At 47.1% G+C, this 22,769-nt stretch carries 21 protein-coding genes, 2 tRNA genes and 1 pseudogene; 16 read left to right on the forward strand and 8 right to left on the reverse strand.

What is annotated here, in order from left to right; all coding sequences use genetic code 11:
- Positions 1–14 precede the first annotated feature (14 nt).
- Positions 15–2,282, reverse strand: coding sequence for a cation:proton antiporter (locus tag DW083_RS10180; protein WP_122332308.1), 2,268 nt, complete (start codon positions 2,280–2,282; stop codon positions 15–17).
- A 70-nt stretch (positions 2,283–2,352) separates the two neighbouring features.
- On the opposite strand from DW083_RS10180, the gene DW083_RS10185 reads away from it, so the two are divergent.
- Positions 2,353–2,991, forward strand: a complete 639-nt coding sequence (locus DW083_RS10185; RefSeq protein ID WP_115498196.1) for a helix-turn-helix domain-containing protein — start codon at positions 2,353–2,355, stop codon at positions 2,989–2,991.
- A gap of 24 nt (positions 2,992–3,015) precedes the next feature.
- Here the strand turns inward: DW083_RS10185 and DW083_RS10190 are convergent, their stop codons facing one another.
- Positions 3,016–4,362, reverse strand: coding sequence for a nodulation protein NfeD (locus DW083_RS10190; RefSeq protein WP_233552124.1), 1,347 nt, complete (start codon positions 4,360–4,362; stop codon positions 3,016–3,018).
- Positions 4,363–4,665: 303 nt separating this feature from the next.
- Here DW083_RS10190 and DW083_RS10195 point away from each other — a divergent pair, with 303 nt between their 5' ends.
- From DW083_RS10195 to xpt, 5 genes are all read left to right on the forward strand, one after another.
- A complete protein-coding gene (locus DW083_RS10195) occupies positions 4,666–5,175 on the forward strand; it encodes an RNA polymerase sigma factor (RefSeq protein ID WP_115498198.1) in 510 nt (169 codons plus the stop codon).
- Between the two features lie 96 nt (positions 5,176–5,271).
- Positions 5,272–6,321, forward strand: coding sequence for a low specificity L-threonine aldolase (locus tag DW083_RS10200; protein WP_122332310.1), 1,050 nt, complete (start codon positions 5,272–5,274; stop codon positions 6,319–6,321).
- Positions 6,322–6,511: 190 nt separating this feature from the next.
- On the forward strand, positions 6,512–8,347 hold the full coding sequence (locus DW083_RS10205; protein ID WP_233552147.1) for a metallophosphoesterase: 1,836 nt from the start codon (positions 6,512–6,514) through the stop codon (positions 8,345–8,347).
- Between the two features lie 19 nt (positions 8,348–8,366).
- Complete coding sequence (locus DW083_RS10210; protein ID WP_122332312.1) at positions 8,367–9,698, forward strand: nucleobase:cation symporter-2 family protein; 1,332 nt, start codon at positions 8,367–8,369, stop codon at positions 9,696–9,698.
- Between the two features lies 1 nt (position 9,699).
- Complete coding sequence (gene xpt, locus DW083_RS10215) at positions 9,700–10,266, forward strand: xanthine phosphoribosyltransferase (protein ID WP_115498202.1); 567 nt, start codon at positions 9,700–9,702, stop codon at positions 10,264–10,266.
- Between the two features lie 21 nt (positions 10,267–10,287).
- Here xpt and DW083_RS10220 read toward each other — a convergent pair whose 3' ends face one another.
- The 5 genes from DW083_RS10220 to DW083_RS10240 all read right to left on the reverse strand — a co-directional run bounded on the left by DW083_RS10220 (position 10,288) and on the right by DW083_RS10240 (position 12,740).
- The gene (locus DW083_RS10220; RefSeq protein WP_122332313.1) at positions 10,288–10,812 is read right to left on the reverse strand and encodes a histidine phosphatase family protein; all 525 of its coding nucleotides are present in this window, start codon (positions 10,810–10,812) and stop codon (positions 10,288–10,290) included.
- Between the two features lie 66 nt (positions 10,813–10,878).
- Positions 10,879–10,953: transfer RNA gene (locus tag DW083_RS10225), tRNA-Met, on the reverse strand.
- 135 nt (positions 10,954–11,088) lie between these two features.
- Positions 11,089–11,406, reverse strand: a complete 318-nt coding sequence (locus DW083_RS10230) for a chaperone modulator CbpM (protein ID WP_115498204.1) — start codon at positions 11,404–11,406, stop codon at positions 11,089–11,091.
- Positions 11,407–11,421: 15 nt separating this feature from the next.
- Positions 11,422–12,333, reverse strand: a complete 912-nt coding sequence (locus DW083_RS10235; RefSeq protein ID WP_122332314.1) for a DnaJ C-terminal domain-containing protein — start codon at positions 12,331–12,333, stop codon at positions 11,422–11,424.
- Between the two features lie 335 nt (positions 12,334–12,668).
- Positions 12,669–12,740 (reverse strand) — tRNA-Met (locus tag DW083_RS10240).
- Positions 12,741–13,004: 264 nt separating this feature from the next.
- On the opposite strand from DW083_RS10240, the gene DW083_RS10245 reads away from it, so the two are divergent.
- The 10 genes and pseudogenes from DW083_RS10245 (at position 13,005) to rseP (ending at position 21,946) form a co-directional block, all read left to right on the forward strand.
- Positions 13,005–13,598, forward strand: coding sequence for a TetR/AcrR family transcriptional regulator (locus DW083_RS10245; RefSeq protein ID WP_115498206.1), 594 nt, complete (start codon positions 13,005–13,007; stop codon positions 13,596–13,598).
- 14 nt (positions 13,599–13,612) lie between these two features.
- Positions 13,613–14,557, forward strand: a complete 945-nt coding sequence (locus tag DW083_RS10250; RefSeq protein WP_115498207.1) for a 3-oxoacyl-ACP synthase III family protein — start codon at positions 13,613–13,615, stop codon at positions 14,555–14,557.
- Between the two features lie 19 nt (positions 14,558–14,576).
- Complete coding sequence (fabG, locus tag DW083_RS10255) at positions 14,577–15,323, forward strand: 3-oxoacyl-[acyl-carrier-protein] reductase (protein ID WP_115498244.1); 747 nt, start codon at positions 14,577–14,579, stop codon at positions 15,321–15,323.
- A 3-nt stretch (positions 15,324–15,326) separates the two neighbouring features.
- A complete protein-coding gene (locus DW083_RS10260; RefSeq protein ID WP_122332315.1) occupies positions 15,327–16,001 on the forward strand; it encodes an RluA family pseudouridine synthase in 675 nt (224 codons plus the stop codon).
- 106 nt (positions 16,002–16,107) lie between these two features.
- Positions 16,108–16,719, forward strand: coding sequence for a DUF4290 domain-containing protein (locus DW083_RS10265; protein WP_115498209.1), 612 nt, complete (start codon positions 16,108–16,110; stop codon positions 16,717–16,719).
- Positions 16,716–18,020 (forward strand): UDP-N-acetylglucosamine 1-carboxyvinyltransferase, encoded by a 1,305-nt coding sequence (gene murA, locus DW083_RS10270; protein ID WP_115498210.1) that lies wholly within the window; start codon positions 16,716–16,718, stop codon positions 18,018–18,020. The genes DW083_RS10265 and murA overlap by 4 nt, the downstream gene beginning before the upstream one ends.
- 11 nt (positions 18,021–18,031) lie before the next feature.
- The gene (gene rimM, locus DW083_RS10275; RefSeq protein WP_122332316.1) at positions 18,032–18,553 is read left to right on the forward strand and encodes a ribosome maturation factor RimM; all 522 of its coding nucleotides are present in this window, start codon (positions 18,032–18,034) and stop codon (positions 18,551–18,553) included.
- Between the two features lie 15 nt (positions 18,554–18,568).
- Positions 18,569–19,440 (forward strand): annotated as a pseudogene (locus tag DW083_RS10280) (M23 family metallopeptidase).
- 5 nt (positions 19,441–19,445) lie between these two features.
- The gene (locus DW083_RS10285) at positions 19,446–20,594 is read left to right on the forward strand and encodes a 1-deoxy-D-xylulose-5-phosphate reductoisomerase (RefSeq protein WP_122332317.1); all 1,149 of its coding nucleotides are present in this window, start codon (positions 19,446–19,448) and stop codon (positions 20,592–20,594) included.
- A 26-nt stretch (positions 20,595–20,620) separates the two neighbouring features.
- Positions 20,621–21,946: an RIP metalloprotease RseP gene (rseP, locus tag DW083_RS10290; RefSeq protein WP_115498214.1), complete on the forward strand. Its 1,326-nt coding sequence runs from the start codon at positions 20,621–20,623 to the stop codon at positions 21,944–21,946.
- 272 nt (positions 21,947–22,218) lie between these two features.
- On the opposite strand, the gene DW083_RS10295 is transcribed toward rseP, so the two are convergent.
- A complete protein-coding gene (locus DW083_RS10295; protein WP_233552134.1) occupies positions 22,219–22,752 on the reverse strand; it encodes a hypothetical protein in 534 nt (177 codons plus the stop codon).
- Positions 22,753–22,769 lie beyond the last annotated feature (17 nt).

Here is a 22,769-nt window from a genome sequence, read left to right on the forward strand (position 1 = left end):
TTAACTTTTAATTTTCAACTATTTCCAACCGTTTTCCCTTCACTCAACCTGAGCACCTTGTCGTGTTCCCCGACAATCCATACAATGTCCCCTTCTTCGAATACTGTTGTAGGAGACGGGTTTTTGATGGATGTTTCTCCCCGTTCGATACCGATGACGAGGCAGGTAGCTTTATCCCGTATGCCGGATTCCAGGATGGTACGGCCGATCAGGCGTGATCCTTCGGCAATGGTGAATTGTTCCATATTGACTTCCTTCGTCTCTTTCTTGCTGGTCTGGGCTGTTTTATACCGTTCCACCAGGTATTGGCGGAAGTGCTCCAGGTCATCGTCCGCACCGACTACAACCAGTTTGTCGAAAGGATAGAGGCGTTCTTCCCCGCCGGGGATATTGATTCTTTTTTCTCCCCGTATGATTGTAACGATGTTGACGTTGCATTTCTGGCGGAAATTGAGCTCTTTCAATGTTTTTCCCATACTGGGTGAGTTCTGTCTGACTTCGAAATCGGCTAAATGGAGATCACGTTCCAACAGGTGGTTGGCGAATCGTTGGTTGATCGGCGCTTTCCGCTCGTATTCCAGTTCCCGGGCTGTCAGGTTACTGAAGAAATGCCGCTCCATCAGGATCGATTGCCTTTTCAGCCGTTTGGACAAAATGACAATAACAATGACTGTCGCAGCGATTGCAAGTAAAATGCCGACTGCAGCATTCAACAACCGGGTAACGGGCAACATAACCAGGCCGATGCATAATATGATACGCAGTATGATCAGCGAAACCAGCGGCCCCCGGTTATATTTGCTATCCAGCCATAGTTGTTGGAACTCGGCCGAATGGTTCTTTTTCATCATGATGGCGCGTAGCATCGGTGCGATTAACAGTAAGATCAGAACAAGAGAAATAATAGCTCCCCGCAGGCCGGATATTTCTTTCATGATGAAAGGCGCAACGAATTGCAGCCAGATAAAGATCAGGACAAGGGTGACGGCCGTATAGGTGCCGACTATCCGGGTCAGTGCTTTCAACAACTTATTCCAGGCACTTTTCTGGTGTATGGTGTTGGAACCGGATGAATACCGTTCGAGGAATTTCATCCATGATTTGGGGATGATCCGGTCGGCAATCCGGCAAGCCGGTTCCGCCATGCGGATCATATAAGGAGTAAAGAAAGTGGTTATGACCGAAACTGCTACAACAATGGGATATAGAAAGTTATCGGTCACACCTAACGTTAACCCCAATGAGGCGATGATAAAGGCAAATTCGCCTATTTGTGCGAGCGAGAAACCGGAATGTATCGCTATTTTGACCGGTTGCCCGGACAGCAATACGCCAAAACTGGCAAATAATATCTGCCCGACCATGACAACTAAAGTCAGGATCAGGATCGGTATTTTGTACTCCCACAGTAATGCCGGGTCTATCAGCATTCCGACAGATACGAAAAAGATGGCACCGAAAAGGTCCTTTACAGGTTTGATAAGATGTTCGATATGTTCCGCTTCGATCGTTTCAGCCAATATGGAGCCCATGACGAATGCGCCCAATGCGGAAGAGAATCCCGCTTTTGTCGCAATGATAACCATTCCGAGACATAATCCTAAGCTGACGATTAGCAAAGTCTCGTCATTCAGGAATGTCCGGGCTTTCTTCAGGAAAGACGGGATCAGGTAGATGCCGATAACGAAACAGAATAGCAGGAAAACGCCTAACTTGATGACGCTGTTCAGCAGCTCCATACCTTCCACATGCTTGCTGACAGCCAACGTGGAAAGTAAAACCATCAGCAATACGGCAAACAGGTCTTCAACAACCAGGATGCCGAAAACGACTCCTGCAAACCGTTGGTTACGCAGCCCCATATCGTCGAATGCCTTGAAAATAATTGTAGTGGACGACATCGAGAGCATTCCGCCGAGGAAAAGGCTGTTCATATGCCCCCAGCCTAAGGATAATCCTGTAGTATAGCCGAGCGTCATCATGCCGATTACGATGGTTATAGCCCCGATCACAGCTGTCCCGCCGACTTTCATCAGTTTTTTGAAACTGAAGTCGAGCCCTAAAGCAAACAGAAGGAATATAACACCTATATCCGCCCAGATACGGATGCTTTCGACGTTTGTGACGGTTGGTATTTGTGTAATGGCCGGACCGGCAAGAATGCCGGCTACAATATATCCGAGTACGACCGGTTGCTTCAATCTTTTGAAAAGCAAGGTCACTAATCCTGCTGAAATTAGTATGACGGCAAGATCTGATATGAGAGATGGTATTTGCGACATGCTTTCATTCTTTTTCCGTTGGCAAAGTTATGTATTTATTTTAATTTTGCCGGTCAAATGAATTGCCAAAATGAAGAAGATACATCCGATAGAAGCGTTGATTGAACAGGGGGAGCATCAGCAACTCGATTTCAAGTTCGAGGTAAGCGACAGTAAGAAGATTGCGCGTACGTTAAGTGCTTTTGCCAATACTGACGGCGGACGGCTGCTGATCGGTGTGAAGGATAACGGAAATATATCGGGTGTCAGGAGCGAAGAAGAATATTATATGATAGAAGCCGCCTCCAAGATGTACACCCGTCCGGAAGTCCCTTTCGAGGCGACCCGCTGGGAGGTGAACGGCAAGACTGTCCTGGAAGTCTATATTGCGCCCAGTCCCGATAAACCGCATACAGCCCCGGATAAAGACGATAAGTTCAAGGCATATATACGGGTGGCGGACGAAAATATATTGGCAAACGAAGTGTTAGTGCTTGCCTGGCAGAAAAAGCATAAGCCCGATGGCACTTTACTGAAGATAAGCAAACCGGTGGAACGCCTGTTTGCCTATCTGGATGAGCATTCCCATATCAATATCAGCCAATTTTGCCGGATCGGGCGAATAAACTATTACACTGCCAAAAACATAATAAGCGACCTCCTGGCGATCAATGCTTTGCAATATATTGTAATAGACAAGCACATCCTGTATCAGCGTGTTCCCGCATAAAATTCGCCTTTTGAGACAGCCGGTTTACGGGATGATATTTTCCACATAAACCTGCGCATTTTCAAAGCGGACCACTTTTACCCTGCGTCCTTTCTCGATAAAGCCGGAATCAGACACGCCATCGTAGAACTCTCCATCGATCAACACTTTGCCGGAAGGGCGCAATACGGTTGCCGCTATTCCTTCCTTTCCGATCAACGGAGATAGATCGGGTGAGGAAATTGCATCTTCCAAATCTGCATTCAATGCCACTTTCCGGAACATGCCCCGGTGGCCGATCTTATTGGATAGCCAGATCATCAGGATAAATCCGGCTACAAGCCCGACCAGAACAGTCAATGTCGCTTCACCGAACTCTTTTCCGCTGACTTCTTCAAAATTAAAGTTCGTATTGTTCAGTAGTGCCATGATGAGTCCTCCGACTACCAAAACAATCCCGCTTATTCCGGCCACTCCGAATCCGGGAATGATAAATATCTCCGCCGCAATCAGTAGTACGCCTATAATAAAGATCAGAATCTCCCAGTTGGCCGCTAATCCGTCAAGATATAAAGGAGCGAAATACAAGATCGCAGCCAAAAGGGCTGCCGCGGAAGGGAAGCCCAGGCCGGGTGTCTGCATCTCGAAATAGATGCCGCCTATTATAATAATGATAAGAATAGACTGGAAGATAGGATTCATAAGGAAGCCTTTCAGGTCGTCATACCAGCTTGGCGTATAGCTTTTCATTTGATAGTCTTTATAACCTAAGTATTGCGTGATCACTTCGTCCGGTGTTTCGGCTATGCCGTCGCAGTATCCCCATTTCTGGGCTTCCTGTGCGGTAAAGGTCAGGACTTTCCCCGTATCGATCAGATTGGGGATGGCAACCCGCTCGTCTACCATTGCTTCGGCAATCAACGGGTCCCGTTTCCATTTGTAGATGGTATCGTTTTTCTGGATGATCGTGTCCTGTCCATGCGCTTCGGCTGTGGACCGTATCATAGACCGCATGTAAGACTGATATTTGTCCGGCATGGCGGCTCCGGTTTGATTTACAACAGTGGCGGCTCCAATATTGGCCCCTTTCCGCATGTATATTTTTTTACAGGCAATAGAGATCAACGCTCCGGCAGAGGCTGCATTGTTGTCGATAAAGACATAAACGGGAATCGGGCTGTATAAGATTGCCGTACGCATGGAGTCGGCTGCATCCACTTGCCCTCCGTAAGTGTTCATATGGATCAGGACGGCATCCGCCCTCAATGCGTTGGCTTCAGCCAAACCGTTGCTAAGATACAGGCGGGTGGTATTGCTGATTTCTTTTTTTATATCGATTTTGTACACCAACGGATGCGAGACATTGTCAGCCGATATAAATTGTGCAATCATTGCAAAAACGAATCCACAAAAAAGTCCTAATTTTTTCTTCATTTTATATTATTCTCCATCTCTTTTACATGTAGTTTGAAATTGTAACATACATGTTGTGAATTTTACATTTTAATCGTTAGAAAACTTGTAAATACTGCTCATATTCAAGGCCGTTTGCTATAAATATATTAAGTTACGGTTTTTAATATTAATAATTCTCAAACCGCATTGTTTTTAAAATATTATTCATACATTTGTGATGTCCTTCAATGCTGAAGGATAATACTAAACCGGTATTAAACCTTATAAAAAAGTAATAATATGAATGCGTTGCAATTTCAGAAAAAATTATTGAGCATGCAAGAAAACATGATGAATTTTGCATTGATGCTCACTGCAAATAGGGATGACGCCCAAGATTTGATGCAAGACACAACGCTGAAGGTTTTAGACAATCAGGAAAAGTTTGTAGACAATATTAATTTCAAAGGATGGGTCTTGACCGTAATGCGTAATATCTTCATAAATAACTACCATAAAATCGTACGTACACAGACCGTTGTTGACCAGGGGGTTGACTTGTATAATTTAGATGTAGTGAACGACTCGGGTTTTGATTCTCCTGATGGCGCTTATCAAATAAAAGAAATAACAAAAGCAATTAATGGCTTGAATGACGAGCTGAAAGTTCCGTTCTCCATGTTTTTGAGTGGCTATAAATATAATGAGATCGCTGAAAAGCTTTGTGTTCCTCTGGGAACGGTTAAGAGCCGCATTTTCTTTGCCCGCCAGGAATTACAGAAAATCCTGAAGGATTTCCATCAAAGTTGAGGTGAAGTTTAAAATAAATATGTGAAAAAATAAACGGGAGTATCCGATGGGTGCTCCCGTTTATTTTTATTACTTTTGGCGCAAAATGTAAAAGAAATGAGAAGTTTTGCAAGTGACAACAATTCGGGTGTGCATCCTTTGGTTATGGATGCAATTATAAAAGCGAACGATAATCATGCGGTAGGATATGGCGACGATCCCTGGACAGCAGCGGCTACTGCTAAGATAAAAGAAGTGTTTGGTGAGGCTGCATCGCCTTTTTTTGTTTTTAACGGAACCGGTGCAAATTCGGTGGCTTTGCAAGCCGTCACTCGTCCGTTCAATAGTATTTTGTGTGCAGAGACAGCCCATATCAATGTGGATGAATGTGGCGCTCCTGCCCGTATGACCGGTTGTGCAGTCGTTACGATTCCGACTCCGGACGGTAAACTTACGCCGGAACTGATCAAGCCTCGCTTGCATAATTTCGGCGTTTGCCATCATTCGCAACCGAAAGCGGTTTATATTTCGCAAGTGTCCGAATTAGGTACGATCTATACGGTTGAAGAGGTAAAAGCAATTGCCGATCTGCTGCATTCTTATAATATGTATCTGCATATGGACGGGGCGCGTCTGGCAAATGCCTGCGCTTACCTGAACTGCTCGATGAAAGAGGTGACTGTCGATGCCGGAGTGGATATTCTGAGTTTCGGCGGGACTAAAAACGGTATGATGATGGGCGAGGCTGTTGTCTCTTTCCGTCCGGAAATAACTGAAAACTTGCAGTATTTCAGAAAACAATCTGCCCAGTTGGCCTCCAAGTTGCGCTATCTTTCCTGCCAGTTTATCCCTTATCTGGAAAACAACCTGTGGCTGGAAAATGCACGGAAAGCGAATAATAGCGCGTATCGTCTGGCGGAAGCCCTGAAAAAATACCCGCAGATTCGGTTTACCCAGAAGATTGAATCCAACCAGCTTTTCTTTACGATTCCGGCGGAACCGCTGAAGAAGTTGCAGGAAAAATATTTCTTCTATATGTGGAATGAAGAAACGAATGAAGCCCGCCTGGTCACTTCCTGGGATACGACAGAGGCAGATATTGATGACATAATACAGACGTTGGATATCGTTTCGCATAATCTGTCAGTAACAGTTCCCTGCCCATGAAATAGAAATTCCCTGCCCATGGAATGAAAATTTCATGGGCAGGGAATTTTTTTAGCCCGGAGCTGTTGGAAAGCTTGCCTGCTTTTTAGTAACTGCCATTGTGAACCGACCGAAAGTTTGTACATTTGTCCGCAACTAATCACAAAATGCAGATAAAATGAGACAGGCCGTTTGGTTGGCAATGGCAATTATGTTGCTGTTGCCTGCGGGAAAAGTTTACTCGAGAAATAAAAGCGAGCGCGAGAACAATACCTTGCGCATCATGAGTTATAACATTCGTAATGGCCGGGGAATGGATGATGCCGCCAATTTCCAGCGTACGGCGGATGCAATCAATAAGGCTTGTCCGGATCTGGTTGCCGTACAGGAAATCGATAGCGTGACAGGACGAAGCGGAGGAAAAGACGTCTTGCGTGAATTGGCCGGGCTGACGTTAATGCATTATGTCTATGCGCCGGCTATCGATTATGACGGCGGAAAGTATGGCATCGGTATGTTGAGCAAAGAAAAGCCGCTCAGTCATCGTTACCTGCCGCTTCCCGGAAGAGAAGAAGCCCGCGCACTGCTTGTCGTGGAATTTGAAAGATATATTTATTGCTGTACGCATTTGTCGCTGACAGAGGAAGACCGGATGCTTTCACTTCCGATTATAAAGCAGATGGCCGCTTCCGCAAACAAACCTTTCTTCATAGCCGGTGACATGAATGCACATCCCGATTCGGAATTTATCCGGCAACTGCAAAAGGATTTTGTGATCCTGACCGACCCGAAGAAGCTGACTTTCCCTGCCGATAAACCGGATGAAACGCTTGATTATATCGCAACTTACGCAAAAGATACAACCGCTTTTACCCGTATTTCAACCCGCGTATTGGATGAACCGGCAGCTTCTGACCATCGTCCTGTCGTAACCGATATCATTTTTGTGCAGCCCGCAGCCAAGATATTCCGTACGGAACCTTATTTGCAGAATCCGGTTGGAAACGGCATTACTGTGATGTGGCAAACAACCGTTCCGACTTATAGCTGGGTGGAATATGGAACAGACAAGGAACATTTGCAGAAGGCCCGTACTATTGTTGATGGACAGGCCATTTGCAATGACCTGCAAAACAAGATCCGGTTGGATAACCTCGAGCCGGGCAAGACCTATTATTACCGTATTTGCTCCCGGGAAATCATGGTGTACCAGGCTTATAAAAAAGTATTCGGCGAGACGGCCGTATCCGATTTCTACAGCTTTACATTGCCTGCCTCCACCGATACTGATTTTACAGCTATTATCTTTAACGACCTGCATAAACATTCGGAAACTTTGCAGGCCCTTTATAAGCAGGTGAAAGGCTTGGACTACGATTTCGTTATTTTCAACGGCGACTGTATCGACGACCCTGCCGATCACGACGAAGCGACCCGCTTCCTGAGTGAATTGAACGAAACCGTCGGCGCCAGTAAAGTGCCTGTCTTCTATATCCGTGGAAACCATGAGATACGGAATGCCTATTCAATCGGATTGCGCAGCCTTTTCGATTATGTAGGCGATAAAACATACGGCGCATTCAATTGGGGAGATACCCGTATCGTGATGCTGGACTGTGGCGAAGATAAGCCGGATACGCATTGGGTTTATTACGGTTTGAACGATTTTTCGGAGCTGCGCAAAGCACAGGCGGGGTTCTTGAAGGAAGAATTGGCTTCCGGCGCATTTAAGAAAGCGTCCAAACGTGTATTGATCCATCATATTCCTGTTTATGGGAAGGGAGAAGCGTATGACAGTTATAATCCTTGCCGGGACGAATGGGGAGCTATTTTGGAAAAGGCTCCGTTTGCTGTGAGCATCAATGCACATACACACCGTTTTGCCTATCATCCCAAGGGAACTGTCGGCAATAATTATCCGGTTGTAGTCGGTGGCGGCTACCGAATGGACGGGGCGACGGTTATGGTTTTACAGAAAAAAGGGAAAGAGATGACGCTCAGTGTGCTGAATGCGAAAGGTGAAACACTCCAGAAACTGAATTTATAAAAGACAAACAAATACAAGTATGAATCTTAACTCCGATCTTATCTACGGCATAGACGACCGTCCCCCTTTTAAGGAAGCTCTGTTTGCGGCGTTGCAGCATCTGCTGGCTATTTTTGTGGCGATTATCACTCCGCCGCTTATTATTGCCGGAGCTTTAAAGTTAGATTTGGAAACGACCGGTTTCCTGGTCTCGATGGCCCTGTTTGCATCCGGGATTTCCACCTTTGTCCAATGCCGCCGGATCGGACCGGTCGGAGCAAAGTTGCTTTGTATCCAGGGGACGAGCTTTTCTTTTATCGGACCGATTATCTCTGCCGGGTTGGCAGGCGGGTTGCCTCTTATATTCGGGGCTTGCATTGCTGCTGCTCCGATCGAGATGGTGATCAGCCGTACATTTAAGTATATGCGTTCTATTATTACGCCGCTGGTGTCCGGCATCGTGGTGTTGCTGATCGGATTGAGCCTGATTAAAGTAGGAGTTGTTTCGTGCGGCGGCGGATATGGTGCGATGGATAATGGTACGTTCGGAAGTATCCGGAATATAGGAGTGGCGGCGGCTGTATTGTTGAGCGTGTTGTTCTTTAACCGTTGCAAGAACAAATATCTCCGGATGAGTTCTATTGTGCTTGGATTATGTATCGGGTATGCGTTGGCTTATTTCCTGGGCATGGTCGACATGGCGGCGGCTTCTTCGCAAAGCCTGATGGGATTCAATATCCCGATGCCGTTCAAGTATGGGCTGGACCTGAATATCTCGGCTTTCGTGGCAATCGGCCTGGTCTATCTGATTACAGCGATTGAGGCTACGGGTGATGTTACGGCAAACTCTATGATTTCGGGGAAATCGATAGAAGGAGACAGTTATTTGAAAAGAGTGTCGGGCGGCGTATTGGCAGATGGGGTAAATTCCTTTATCGCCGGTATCTTTAATTCCTTCCCGAATTCGATATTTGCGCAAAATAACGGCATTATCCAGTTGACGGGTGTTGCCAGCCGGTATGTCGGATATTATATTGCCGGTATGTTGGTGTTGCTGGGGCTGTTCCCGATCGTAGGCGTTGTCTTTTCGCTGATGCCCGATCCTGTGTTGGGCGGGGCTACCTTGTTGATGTTCGGTACGGTTGCGGCTGCCGGTATCCGCATTATCGCTTCCCAGGAGATCAACCGGAAAGCGACTTTGGTATTGGCTGTCAGCCTTTCCCTGGGGTTAGGCGTGGAGATGATGCCGGATATCCTGAACACGGCGCCTCAAGCCATTAAGGGCATTTTCTCTTCCGGCATTACGACCGGAGGACTTGCAGCTATTGTTGCAAATGTATTGATACGAGTAAAAGAAGATAAAACAGAATAAAATGGAATTACTTAAACAACGTATTTTGCAGGACGGCAGATGCTATCCGGGAGGCATCCTGAAGGTCGACAGTTTTATTAACCACCAGATGGACCCTATGCTGCTTTATAAGGTGGCTGAAGAATTTATTTATCGTTTCCGGGATGCTGATATCAATAAGATCGTGACAATAGAAGCAAGCGGTATTGCCCCGGCTATCATGGTCGGATACATTATGCATCTGCCTGTTGTCTTCATCAAGAAAAAGAAGCCGAAAACAATGGAAAATATGTTGTCTACCGTTGTTCACTCGTTTACGAAGGACCGTGATTATACAGTCTGTATCAGTAATAACTTCCTGACTCCCGATGACCGTATCCTCTTTATCGACGACTTTCTGGCGTATGGTAACGCTGCAATGGGAGTGCTCGACCTGGTGAAACAGTCCGGTGCCAAGTTGGAAGGAATGGGCTTTATTATAGAAAAGGCGTTCCAGCATGGACGCGATGTGCTGAACGAGGCGCAAGCGCGTGTTGAAAGCCTTGCTATCATCGACAGTCTGGAAGATTGTACGATTACGATCCGTTAAAATAAAATACCCGTCGGAAGATTACGGCAGCGTGAAACGCATACATGCCGTATTCTTCATGATCGGCAATTCAAGCATCTGTTCAGGAGCCCGGTTTTCCAGTCGTACTACGATGGCGCGATTGAAACCGCCGTGCCCGATTGCCAGAATCCGTTTTCCCGGGAACTCTTTTTTCAGGAAATCGATAAACTCTCCGGCCCTCTTATACATCGCTTCGATTGTCTCCACACTTTCCGGCAACGTGGTGAAATCCATTTCGTCCGCCACTTTTCCGGTATAGACGCCCCAATCCATTTCCCGGAGCAGGGGAGTGGCTACCGGTTGTAATCCTTTCTTGCGTGCGACAGCCATCGCCGTGTCGTAGCTGCGTGCCAGATCACTGCATACGATCACATCTAACTCTTCGTTATTCAGCTTTTCGGCCAATGCCTCGGCCTGCTGCTTGCCCAGTTCCGACAGGTGGCCGGGTAGCTGGCCTTGCATGATGTGCTGTTTGTTTTCTTCCGTTTCGCCGTGACGGCTCAGGATTAATTCTATCTGTTCCATGATTGTTTCTTATTTGGCGGCAAAGGTAAATAAAAAAAGAGAACCAATTGCTTGATTCTCTTTTACTGGTTGCGGAGGCAAGACTCGAACTTACGACCTTTGGGTTATGAGCCCAACGAGCTACCACTGCTCCACTCCGCGATATAGTTGCGATCATTCCTGATTGCGAGTGCAAAGGTACAAAAATATTCTTACAAACCAAATTTATTTACAAATAGTTTGTAATATATTCTTGTACCCAGTCTACTGGAGCCTATGAAACAGCAATTTGACAGTTTATAAATCTGCAATCGATTCATGATTACCCGTTTCGTATAACCTCAGTTTGCTCTTCAGATGATTAATTTCCTGCTGCATGGACTTGATCCGGTCCAACAGATGATGGATGGCGTCTATTCCTTCCACATTGATGGACAGGTCGTAGTACATACGGGTGTATCGTTCCACATCGTACAGTTGGGATGCAGGCAGGTAGCTTTCTCCTTCTACGGTGTCGATCTCTATCAGTCCGCCCTTTTCCAGCATGTAAAGGAATGACGGTTCGATATGGCATATCTGGCAGTATTCACTGACTATGATTAAATCTGTTTGCATAACAATCTTGTTTTTTTAATTAAGACTCTGTATCTCGCGGAACAGCTCTTTCTGCTTGTCCGTCAGGTTAGTCGGGATATCGATAGAGTAGGTGACTATCAGGTCGCCAAACTTTCCGTCCTCTTTGTAAACGGGGAATCCTTTTCCTTTCAACCGTACCTTGCTGTTGTTTTGGGTTCCCGGGTTTACTTTGAGTTTTACTTTTCCGTCCATTGTCTCTACAATCTGTTCCCCGCCGAGGATCGCCGTGTAGAGGTTTAACGGAGCGGTGATGTAAAGGTCGTCGCCCACCCGCTTGAACCGGCTGTCTTCGGGAATGTGGAATATGATGTACAGGTCGCCTGCCGGTCCGCCGTTCACACCCGGACCGCCCTGGCCTTTCAGTTTGATGGTCTGTCCGTTTGTAATACCGGCCGGGATCGTGATACGCAGGTTCTTGCCGTTTACCGTAATAATCTGCTTGTGTGTCTTGGCTGCCTCTGTCAGGGAAACCTGCAATTCTGTCGTATAGTCCTGACCACGGAAGCCATGGCTGCCTCTGCTGCTGTAGCTGCTTCTGCCGCCCATGCCTCCGAACATTTGCTCGAAGAAGTCGGAGAACTCGCTGCCGTCGCCTGATGTGCTCCAGTAAGTGCCGCCGCCCTGTCCGCTCTGGCTCTGATATTGGCGGTATTGTTGTTGCTGGGCTTCAAACTCGTCGGCATGTTTCCAGTTCTCTCCGTACTGGTCGTATTTCTTACGTTTCTCCGGGTCGCTCAACACCTCGTTGGCTTCATTTATTTCCTGAAACTTGCGGTGTGCATCCGGATCATTCGGGTTCAGATCGGGATGGTATTTCCGCGCCAGCTTCTTGTATGCCTTTTTGACATCTTCCGGCGAAGCGCTCTTGTCCACTCCTAAAATCTTGTAATAATCTATATAGGCCATATTTATATATGTTGTTAAGTCTGCTTTTTCTTTGTTTCAATACATATATAAAATAACAACAAACGTGCCAGAGAGTTCAAACCGGACTTCATGTGTATGTTTGTGCCGTAGAGGAAGGAACAACCCGGCAGATAGAATGAATGATGCGGAATGTGTGGCCCCTCCATACCTGCCTGCTATTCATGTTACAGCTGTGAAACAAAAGAAATCCAGCTGTAACATAGAAGGAAGACAGTTGTGACATGGAAAGAATACAGTTGTGACATGCAAAAGAGGAGCATAGTTAGGTGGTAATAAGAAAGCCTCCGGTTCAAAAGAACCGAAGGCTTTTATTGTTGCGGAGGCAAGACTCGAACTTACGACCTTTGGGTTATGAGCCCAACGAGCTACCACTGCTCCACTCCGCGATATAGTTGCGATCATTTCCTGATTGCGAGTGCAAAGGTACGGATTATTTTTAATAAAACAAACTTTCCGGGTATTTTCTTTCGTTTTGGTCTGGAAGTAATCTCCGGGAAGGCTTTGTCTGCATAAGTTCTGTCTTATTATAAAAGGATTGGTCCATATCTCTATTATAAAGGTTTGTTTGGATAAAATGTAAACATGTTTTTGGTAGTTAATAATTTTTCCGGTACTTTTGCGCACAGTTTTAATCAAAATGTGCAATACAAATGCCGATGACAGTTTCTAAAACACGTGAGATGTTGGTGGATGTGGCCAGACAATTGTTTGCCCGCATGGGGGTGGATAATACGACAATGAACGATATTGCACAGGCATCCAAAAAAGGAAGACGTACGCTTTACACGTACTTTAAGAGTAAGAACGAGATTTATCTGGCAGTGGTCGAATCCGAGTTGGACCAGTTGTACAAGATGCTGCAGGATGTGGCTGAGAAAGACCTTCCGGCAGATGAGAAGTTAATGACGTTTCTTTATGCCAGGCTGGATGCTGTTAAAGCGCTGGTGTTCCGTAACGGGACGCTGAGAGCAACCTTTTTCCGTGATATATGGCGTGTAGAGAAAATCAGGAAGAACTTCGACATCCGTGAAACAGAGATGATACACGGTATTCTGGACGCCGGGGTGAAAGAAGGTATCTTTGATATGCCCGATACTGAAATTACGGCAATTGTTCTTCATCATGCCCTGAAAGGGTTGGAAGTACCGTATATACGTGGAATCATGGGAGACAACATCAGCCAGCGGATTAAACGGAGAGATAATGTAATGAATTTAATATTCAATGGTATAAAGATAAAGTAACACAATACTGAGGAATGTTTATTAATGCAACAGGGTTTTATGTGCCTGAAGAACGGGTAGATAACCAACATTTTTTAGAGTTAAACGGGCTGACAAGCGAGTGGATTGAACAACGTACAGGAATTCGTTCCCGCTCCAAAGCAAAAGCGGAGGAAAATATTAATACGATGAGTATGGATGCTGTCCGCAATGCCCTTCCCAAATTACCGTATGACATCACGGAAGTAGACTTGATTATATCAGCCTCTTATTCCCCTTATGATACGGTAGCGACTGCTGCCCATCTTGTCCAGCACGAATTTAATATCGAGAACGCAAAAGCACTCTATCTTTCTTCCGCCTGTTCTTCTTTCTTGAATGCGCTGGAAGTAGTGGAGGGATATTTCGCTATGGGAAAAGCAACAAAAGCATTGATTCTTTCTGCGGACAAGAACTCTGCTTATTATAATGAAACGGACCCGAAAGCCGGTCACCTCTGGGGCGATGCGGCAGCAGCTTTCTTTATTTCAAAGGAACGTGTGTCGGATACAGACCCGGAAGTGGTGGAAGTCTTTACGCAAGGACTCGGCCATCTGGGCAAAGCACCGGATGCCGTGCATCTTCGTCCGTGCGATGGCGGTATCATGATGCCGGAAGGACGTGATGTCTTTATCCAGGCTTGTACCTATATGCCGAAGAATGTGCTTTTCCTGTTAGAGAAGAATGGTTATACACTGGACAACCTGACTTACTTCATCGGTCATCAGGCTAATATGCGTATCATGTCCAATATAGCCAAGCAACTCGAACTGCCGGAAGAAAAGTTCCTGCATAATATTGAAGAATTAGGCAATACCGGTTCTGTTAGTTCCGCATTGGTGTATGCTCAGAACGACCATAGTTTCAAGAAAGGCGACCTGGTGGCTATCACCGTGTTCGGCGGTGGTTATTCGGCAGGAGCCTGTCTGATTAAATGTTGAATCTAAAAACGAAATGAATATGAAATTATTAGAAGGAAAAGTGGCAATCATTACCGGTGCCGCACGCGGTATCGGCAAAGCTATCGCATTGAAGTTCGCAGCCGAAGGCGCAAACATTGCATTCACGGACCTGGTGATCGACGAAAACGGTCTGGCTACCCAGAAAGAGATTGAAGCATTGGGCGTAAAAGCAAAAGGTTATGCTTCCAACGCTGCCAATTTCGAAGAAACACATAACGTGGTCGCTGAAGTGGTAAAAGACTTCGGTCGTGTTGATATTCTGGTGAATAACGCCGGTATCACGAAAGACGGCCTGATGATGCGTATGAGCGAAGGCCAGTGGGATGCTGTTATCGGTGTCAATCTGAAGTCTGCTTTCAACTTCATCCACGCTTGTACTCCGGTGATGATGAAACAGCGTTCAGGCAGTATTATCAATATGGCATCCGTTGTCGGTGTACACGGTAATGCCGGCCAGAGCAACTATTCCGCCTCCAAAGCAGGTATGATCGGTCTGGCTAAGTCTGTTGCACAGGAATTAGGTTCACGCGGCATCCGTGCCAACGCAATCGCTCCGGGCTTTATCATGACAGATATGACGGCTGCCTTGTCGGAAGAGATTAAGGCCGAGTGGGCAAAGAAGATCCCTCTGCGTCGCGGCGGTACGCCTGAAGATGTGGCTAACATCGCTACATTCCTGGCTTCCGATATGTCTTCTTACGTATCCGGCCAGGTGATCCAGGTTGACGGTGGCATGAACATGTAATATATGGAAGTTATCTACGAAGACAATCATATTATTGCGGTAAACAAGACTTGCCGTGAGATTGTACAAGGAGATAAAACCGGTGATACTCCTCTTGCAGACATGCTTAAGGCGTGGCTGAAAGAGAAGTATTGTAAACCCGGTAATGTCTTTGTAGGCGTTACGCACCGGCTGGACCGCCCGGTCAGCGGTGTCGTTCTGTTTGCCAAGACAAGCAAGGCGCTTTCCCGCCTGAATGAAATGTTTCGTGTGGGTGAGGTGAAGAAGACCTATTGGGCGATCGTCAAGAACTGTCCGCCGGCGGAAGAAGGCGAACTGGTGAACTGGCTTGTCCGCAATGAGAAGCAAAACAAGAGTTATGCTTACGACACGGAACGGGCGGATGCCAAGAAAGCAATCCTGCACTATAAAGTAATTGCCCGCTCGGACAATTATTATCTATTGGCCATAGACCTGAAAACCGGCCGTCATCATCAGATCCGTTGCCAGCTTGCCAAAATGGGCTGTCCCATCAAAGGCGACTTGAAATATGGTTTCCCCCGTTCCAATCCCGACGGCGGCATCAGCCTGCATTCCCGCAGCGCCGAATTTATCCATCCTGTCTCAAAAGAACCGGTCAGCATTGTTGCTCCTGTTCCGGAGGATGCGCTTTGGAAAGCGCTTACAGTTGAAAGTTGAAAACTGTAAAAACTATAAAAACTTCCCCTGCCGTATTTCCTGTTACGGGACCGTCTTGCTTAAGTCAATTATAATCTGTAACTTTGTCGGATAAACTGAATTTGTAATGAAATATAATACAGAAGAAAAGAAATTAGTGATGCCTGAGTACGGACGTAATATACAGAATATGGTAGATTATTGTGTCGCTATTCAGGATAGGGAAGAACGTAAACGCTGTGCCGATTCTATAATTAACATCATGGGAAACATGTTTCCCCATTTGCGCGATGTAAATGACTTCAAGCATATTTTGTGGGACCATCTGGCTATCATGGCTGATTTTAAACTGGATATCGATTATCCGTATGAGATCATACGCAAGGAAGACCTTTACTCGCGTCCGCCGCGTTTGCCGTATAACAACCAGCGCATCCGGTATCGTCATTATGGAAAGACGCTTGAAAAGATGATCCAGAAAGCAACGGAATTTGAGCCGGGAGCCGAGAAAGACCAACTTGTCAAATTGTTGGCTACCCAGATGAAGAAGTCGTTCCTGACCTGGAATAAGGAGTCAGTTGACGACCGGAAGATATTTAAAGATTTGGACGAACTGTCGGAAGGACAGATTGTGTTGGACGAAGAGGTGCACAAGCTGGCGGAAAGCCGTGACATCCTCGCACGCAACAATACAAACAGCGGCGGCAGCAAAAAGAACTATTCACGTAAAGGCCGATGAGTTCATTTGTCATAGAAGGCGGTTACCGGCTGTCCGGTGAGATTGTACCCCAGGGCGCGAAGAACGAGGCCCTGCAGGTGATCTGCGCGACACTGCTTACGCCGGAGAAAGTGACGATTCATAATGTCCCCGATATCCTGGATGTGAACAACCTGATCCAGCTCTTGCGTGAGATGCAGGTGAAGGTGGAGCGTCCGGCAGCCGATACTTATACTTTTCAGGCGGATGCCGTCGACTTGAATTACCTCGAAACGGACGAGTTTCTGCGTAAGAGCAGTTCCCTTCGCGGTTCGGTGATGATTGTCGGGCCTTTGGTCGCCCGTTTCGGAAAGGCATTGCTCCCGAAACCGGGAGGAGATAAGATCGGACGTCGCCGTCTGGATACCCATTTTGTCGGCATACAGAAATTAGGTGCCAGCTTTGGTTATGATCCGGACCGTCAGTTATACGAAATTGAAGCCAAGAAGCTGAAAGGTGCGTATATGCTGCTCGACGAAGCTTCTGTGACCGGTACGGCTAATATCCTGATGGCTTCTGTGCTGGCGGAAGGAAAAACAACGATATATAATGCTGCCTGCGAACCATACCTGCAACAACTTTCCTCCATGCTGAACCGCATGGGAGCCCGTATTTCGGGTGTCGGCTCCAATCTGCTGACGATTGAAGGGGTTGAGGCGTTGGGCGGTACGACACATACGATCCTGCCGGATATGATCGAGGTCGGCAGTTTCATCGGAATGGCCGCTATGACCGGTTCCGACATTACGATTAAGAATACAGGCTATGAAATGTTGGGAATTATTCCCGATTCATTCCGCCGCCTCGGGATCACCGTCGAACAGATGGGAGACGATATCCATATCCCGGCACACGATTCTTACGAGATCGAGACATTTATCGACGGTTCTATCATGACAATTGCCGATGCGACCTGGCCGGGACTGACGCCGGACTTGCTGAGTGTCTTCCTTGTTGTAGCGACACAGGCGGTCGGCAGCGTGCTGATCCATCAGAAGATGTTCGAGAGCCGTCTCTTCTTTGTCGACAAACTGATCGATATGGGAGCGCAGATTATCCTTTGTGATCCGCACCGGGCAACTGTGATCGGTCTGGGAAACCGCTTCAAACTGCGTGCTTCCAATATGGTGTCTCCGGATATCCGTGCCGGTATCGCCCTGCTGATTGCCGCCATGAGCGCCGAAGGGACCAGCCGTATCCATAACATCGACCAGATAGACCGCGGATATCAGAATATTGACAAACGGTTGAATAGCATCGGGGCGCGTATTACCCGACTTTAAACATTCTTGTCATGATAAAGAAAGAAGACGTTTTCAAGATAGGACAGTTTGCCAAACCTCATGGCATAAAAGGGGAGATCGCATTAGTGACGAACAGTGACGTATTCGATGATTCGGACGATCCGTATATCGTCTGCGAGATGGACGGAATCCTGGTTCCTTTTTTTATCGAAGAGTACCGTTATAAGACGGACACAGTCATTTTGCTGAAGTTGAAGAATGTGGACGATGAAAAGGCAGCCCGCGAATTTTCCAACCGCGAAGTGTTCTACCCGCTCGATGAGGTGGACGAAGATGACCTGGTCGGAGATATGACATGGGACAGCTTTATAGGCTATACCGTCATAGACGGGGTACATGGCGAGATAGGAGAGGTGACCGATGTCGACGAATCGACGCTCAATGTACTCCTGCAGATCGACCATAATGGCGAGGAACTCCTGTTGCCGGCTGTCGAAGAGCTGATCTTGTCGGCTGATCACGAGAATAAAAAGCTGGTCGTGTCCATTCCGGACGGCTTGCTGGATTTATGAAATTGATGAATACACATGGCACGTAAGCAAAAACGAACAAACACAAAATCATTCTGGCACCGGATCCGGTTTAAATATAAGCTGTCTTTCTTCAACGAAAGTACGTTGGAGGAAGTGTGGTCGTTCCGTTTGTCGCAGCTTTCCGCGTTTGCCATGTTGGGCTTGTTCGCTTTCCTGCTGATTGTTTTCACATCGTTGATCATTATTAAGACGCCGATACGAAACTACCTGCCGGGTTATCTGGATGTGGAAGTCCGGAAAGAGATCATGCAAAACGCCTGCGTGCCGATTCGTTAGAAAGGATGATACAGATTCAATCTCTTTATCTGAATAATGTCGCCGGTATCCTGTCGGGGACGATGCCGATCGATTCGATTCGCGAGATCGATTCGCTGGCGCGTGTCAATCCGGATTATGAGATTCCGCGCAGCAAGGAAGAAACGAAATTTGTAAAAGAGTTTGAGGAGGCGGAGAAATATAACCTGGCTGTGCTGGACCCGAACCCGGTTCCGACCGACGGGGTCTTCTTCTACAAGCCGGTAAACGGTGTTGTCTCTGCCCATTATGATGCCAATATCCGCCATTACGGGGTTGATCTGGTGGCCGCTCCGAAAGAGAGTGTGCTGGCAACGTTGGACGGCACGGTGATCTTTGCCGGTTTCGATCCGAACAGTGGGAATGTGATACAGGTACAGCATAAGAACGGTTTTTTATCGATCTATAAACATAATGAACTATTGCTGAAAGAGGTGGGCGACCGTGTTGTGGCGGGTGAAGCCGTCGCTCTGGTAGGCAATACGGGGAAACTGTCGACAGGCCCTCATCTCCATTTTGAGTTGTGGTATAAAGGCAGTCCGGTCAACCCCGAAGAATATATAGCATTTTAATACGCATGAAAAGAAGCTTGGCCATATTAGGCTCTACAGGTTCTATCGGGACGCAGGCACTGGAAGTTGTCAGCGAACATCCCGACCTTTTTGAAGTATATGCTCTCACTGCCAATAATCAGGTCGATCTCCTGATCAACCAGGCACGTAAATATATGCCCGAAGTGGTGGTGATCGCCAACGAGCAGAAATATCCCGAATTGAAAGAGGCGCTGGAAGACCTTCCTATCAAAGTGTGGGCGGGTTCGGATGCAATAGCCCAGGTGGTTCAGTCGGAACCGATCGATATGGTCCTGACGGCTATGGTGGGCTATGCCGGTCTGAAACCGACGATTGCCGCTATCAAAGCAGGCAAGGCGATCGCGTTGGCAAACAAGGAAACCCTGGTCGTGGCAGGCGAATTGATCACAGCGTTGGCTGTCGAACATAAGGTGCCGATCCTTCCTGTCGATTCTGAACATTCTGCCATTTTCCAGTGTTTAGCGGGGGAATGGGAGAATCAGGTCGAGAAGATATTACTGACGGCTTCCGGCGGTCCTTTCCGGACGAAGACTATGGAAGAACTGGCTGTTGTTACCAAGGCGCAAGCATTGAAACATCCGAACTGGAGTATGGGCGCCAAGATCACGATCGATTCGGCTTCCATGATGAATAAGGGTTTCGAGATGATCGAGGCGAAATGGCTGTTCGGAGTGACTCCGGAACAGATACAGGTCGTTGTACATCCGCAATCCGTGATCCATTCGATGGTTCAGTTCGAGGACGGCGCAGTGATGGCACAGTTGGGTATTCCCGATATGAAGCTGCCGATCAGCTATGCCTTCTCTTATCCTAAACGGTTGCACAGTAAAGCGCCCCGTCTGGATTTCAGCCAATATGCAACGCTTACTTTTGAAGAGCCCGACATGGAGCGTTTTCGCAACCTTGCGTTTGCTTTCGATGCCATCCGGAAAGGCGGGAATATGCCTTGTATCCTGAATGCGGCTAACGAAGTGGTGGTGGCTGCTTTCCTGCGCGACGAGATCGGCTTCCTGCAGATGAGCGAAGTGATCGAAAAAACAATGGCAACAGCCACCTTTATTCCTGTCCCCACCTATGACGACTATGTGGCGACAGATGCGGAGGCGCGGCGCATAGCGGCGAGTTTGTTTTAAAGAATATATAAATTAAAGAATAATAGATGGAAACATTTTTGGTTAAGGCACTACAGCTCATTCTGAGCTTATCGATATTGGTCCTGGTCCACGAGTTCGGGCATTTTATCTTTGCCCGTATCTTTAAGGTCAGGGTAGAGAAGTTCTACCTCTTTTTTGACCCCTGGTTTTCGATATTCAAGTTCAAGCCTAAAAACAGTGAAACGGAATACGGCGTCGGCTGGCTTCCCTTGGGAGGTTATTGCAAGATATCCGGTATGATAGACGAGAGCATGGACAAGGAGGCGATGGCACAACCGCCCAAGCCTTACGAGTTCCGCTCCAAACCAGCCGGGCAACGGTTGATGATTATGATTGCCGGCGTATTGTTCAATTTCCTGCTGGCTCTCTTTATCTATTCGATGGTATTGTTTACCTGGGGTGATACATACCTGCCTTTGAAGAACGTGAAAGCCGGTATGGATTACAGCGAAACTTTCCATAACGTAGGCTTTCGTGACGGCGATGTCCTTTTGCGGGCTGACGATACGGAGCTGGAACGTTTCGGTGAAGATTGCTTGCGCCATGTGCTCAATGCACAGACCGTAACAGTTCTGCGCGACGGTGTGGAAACCATCATTCCCATCCCCGAAGATATGGCACAGCGTTTTATGCGTGACAAGCAAGGCTTTGCCGCTTACCGTTTCCCGATGGTCGTGCGCGAGCTTGCCGGAAATGATTCGCCTGCCGCTATTGCCGGGCTGCAACCGAAGGACAGTATCGTGTCGATCAATGGTGTTATGACACCTACTTTTTATGAAGTCGGAGAAATATTGGCGCAGAATAAGGATAAAGATATCACGGTCGGATTTTACCGTGCCGGCGCCCCGCAGTCCTTGACATTGCGTACTGATACGGCAGGCAAGTTAGGCGTTTATTCTCTCTCTTATTTTGATATATATCAGACCGTGACTCGCAAATATAGCTTCCTTGAATCATTCCCCGCCGGCGTTATGTTGGGCGTGAATACGTTGAAAGGCTATGTGAGCGACATGAAATATGTCTTTACGAAAGAAGGCGCTTCCAGCTTAGGTGGTTTCGGAACGATCGGAAACCTGTTCCCTGCCGAATGGGATTGGCAGACATTCTGGATGCGGACGGCATTCCTTTCCATCATCCTTGCCTTTATGAACATATTGCCTATCCCGGCATTGGACGGCGGACATGTGATGTTCCTGATCTATGAAGTGATTGCCCGCCGCAAGCCGAGCGACAAGTTCCTCGAATATGCGCAGGTCACCGGCATGTTCCTCCTGTTCGCCTTGTTGATTTATGCGAACGGAAACGACATCTTCCGGTACTTCTTTAAGTAGCGGGAAGCACAAGCATTTATACAAAAAAAGGCGGATCGCAATGATCCGCCTTTTTTGTTCTATTGTTTTCTGAATTATTTTGTCATTTGATAGCATCCAGAATCTTTTTGGAATTGGCATCTGCCGGATTCAAGGCGATTGCCTGCTCCAGGTAACCTTTTGCTTTTGCCATCTGGCGTCTGCTTTCTTCTTTTCGGCAGCGTATTTGTCCGGATCGGATGTTGCGATAGGAGTGGCATCTGTCAGGATTTTAGCACCTGCATTGTAAAACATTACGCCGAGGCTGTAGAGGCGTTGCCTTTATATGTCTTGTTACCGACAACCAGTACGTCTTTGAACAGTTCTTCCGCTTCGTCTGTCTTGCCGGCTTTCTGGGCTGCCTGTCCTTTTTTCATGCAGTAACCGTAGAGTAATTTCTCCAAATTGGTATTTTGCGGGTTGACTTTTAAACCTGCTTCGACTGTTGTTGTGAAATCGGCTGCTTTGTCCTGGCTACGCAAAGACATTGCTTTCCCTACGTAAGCGTCGTCGACTTTATAGCCTTTCTGGATGGCCATGTCGTAGAATTTGATAGCGTTGTCAAACTGTTTTGCATTAAAGGCAGCAAAGGCGCAGTTAAAGATACGGCTTTCATCTTCATAGTTTGTTAGTTTCAGAAATTCGCTGTACTTGGTGACAACTTCAGGATAGTTTTTAGCAGTCATGGCTGCATCTCCTTCTTCACGCAATTTGTCTGCGTTCGCGTCTTGAGCGAATAAATTGCCTACGCTCAGGCAAAAAGCCAGTAATAAGATAATTTTCTTCATGGTGATTAAATGTATAT

The sequence above is a fragment of the Parabacteroides sp. AF48-14 genome (assembly GCF_003477465.1).
Taxonomy (GTDB): domain Bacteria; phylum Bacteroidota; class Bacteroidia; order Bacteroidales; family Tannerellaceae; genus Parabacteroides; species Parabacteroides acidifaciens.

Bases quoted from the DNA above. Each gene is read 5' to 3' on its own strand.
- rimM (WP_122332316.1), top strand. From the start codon at position 18,032: ATGATAAAGAAAGAAGACGTTTTCAAGATAGGACAGTTTGCCAAACCT.
- DW083_RS10185 (WP_115498196.1), top strand. From the start codon at position 2,353: ATGAAGAAGATACATCCGATAGAAGCGTTGATTGAACAGGGGGAGCAT.
- DW083_RS10210 (WP_122332312.1), top strand. From the start codon at position 8,367: ATGAATCTTAACTCCGATCTTATCTACGGCATAGACGACCGTCCCCCT.
- DW083_RS10205 (WP_233552147.1), top strand. From the start codon at position 6,512: ATGTTGCTGTTGCCTGCGGGAAAAGTTTACTCGAGAAATAAAAGCGAG.
- DW083_RS10285 (WP_122332317.1), top strand. From the start codon at position 19,446: ATGAAAAGAAGCTTGGCCATATTAGGCTCTACAGGTTCTATCGGGACG.
- DW083_RS10180 (WP_122332308.1), bottom strand. From the start codon at position 2,282: ATGTCGCAAATACCATCTCTCATATCAGATCTTGCCGTCATACTAATT.
- DW083_RS10245 (WP_115498206.1), top strand. From the start codon at position 13,005: ATGCCGATGACAGTTTCTAAAACACGTGAGATGTTGGTGGATGTGGCC.
- DW083_RS10190 (WP_233552124.1), bottom strand. From the start codon at position 4,362: ATGATTGCACAATTTATATCGGCTGACAATGTCTCGCATCCGTTGGTG.
- DW083_RS10195 (WP_115498198.1), top strand. From the start codon at position 4,666: ATGAATGCGTTGCAATTTCAGAAAAAATTATTGAGCATGCAAGAAAAC.
- DW083_RS10200 (WP_122332310.1), top strand. From the start codon at position 5,272: ATGAGAAGTTTTGCAAGTGACAACAATTCGGGTGTGCATCCTTTGGTT.
- murA (WP_115498210.1), top strand. From the start codon at position 16,716: ATGAGTTCATTTGTCATAGAAGGCGGTTACCGGCTGTCCGGTGAGATT.
- rseP (WP_115498214.1), top strand. From the start codon at position 20,621: ATGGAAACATTTTTGGTTAAGGCACTACAGCTCATTCTGAGCTTATCG.
- DW083_RS10235 (WP_122332314.1), bottom strand. From the start codon at position 12,333: ATGGCCTATATAGATTATTACAAGATTTTAGGAGTGGACAAGAGCGCT.
- fabG (WP_115498244.1), top strand. From the start codon at position 14,577: ATGAAATTATTAGAAGGAAAAGTGGCAATCATTACCGGTGCCGCACGC.
- DW083_RS10220 (WP_122332313.1), bottom strand. From the start codon at position 10,812: ATGGAACAGATAGAATTAATCCTGAGCCGTCACGGCGAAACGGAAGAA.
- DW083_RS10265 (WP_115498209.1), top strand. From the start codon at position 16,108: ATGAAATATAATACAGAAGAAAAGAAATTAGTGATGCCTGAGTACGGA.
- DW083_RS10230 (WP_115498204.1), bottom strand. From the start codon at position 11,406: ATGCAAACAGATTTAATCATAGTCAGTGAATACTGCCAGATATGCCAT.
- DW083_RS10260 (WP_122332315.1), top strand. From the start codon at position 15,327: ATGGAAGTTATCTACGAAGACAATCATATTATTGCGGTAAACAAGACT.
- xpt (WP_115498202.1), top strand. From the start codon at position 9,700: ATGGAATTACTTAAACAACGTATTTTGCAGGACGGCAGATGCTATCCG.
- DW083_RS10250 (WP_115498207.1), top strand. From the start codon at position 13,613: ATGTTTATTAATGCAACAGGGTTTTATGTGCCTGAAGAACGGGTAGAT.
- DW083_RS10295 (WP_233552134.1), bottom strand. From the start codon at position 22,752: ATGAAGAAAATTATCTTATTACTGGCTTTTTGCCTGAGCGTAGGCAAT.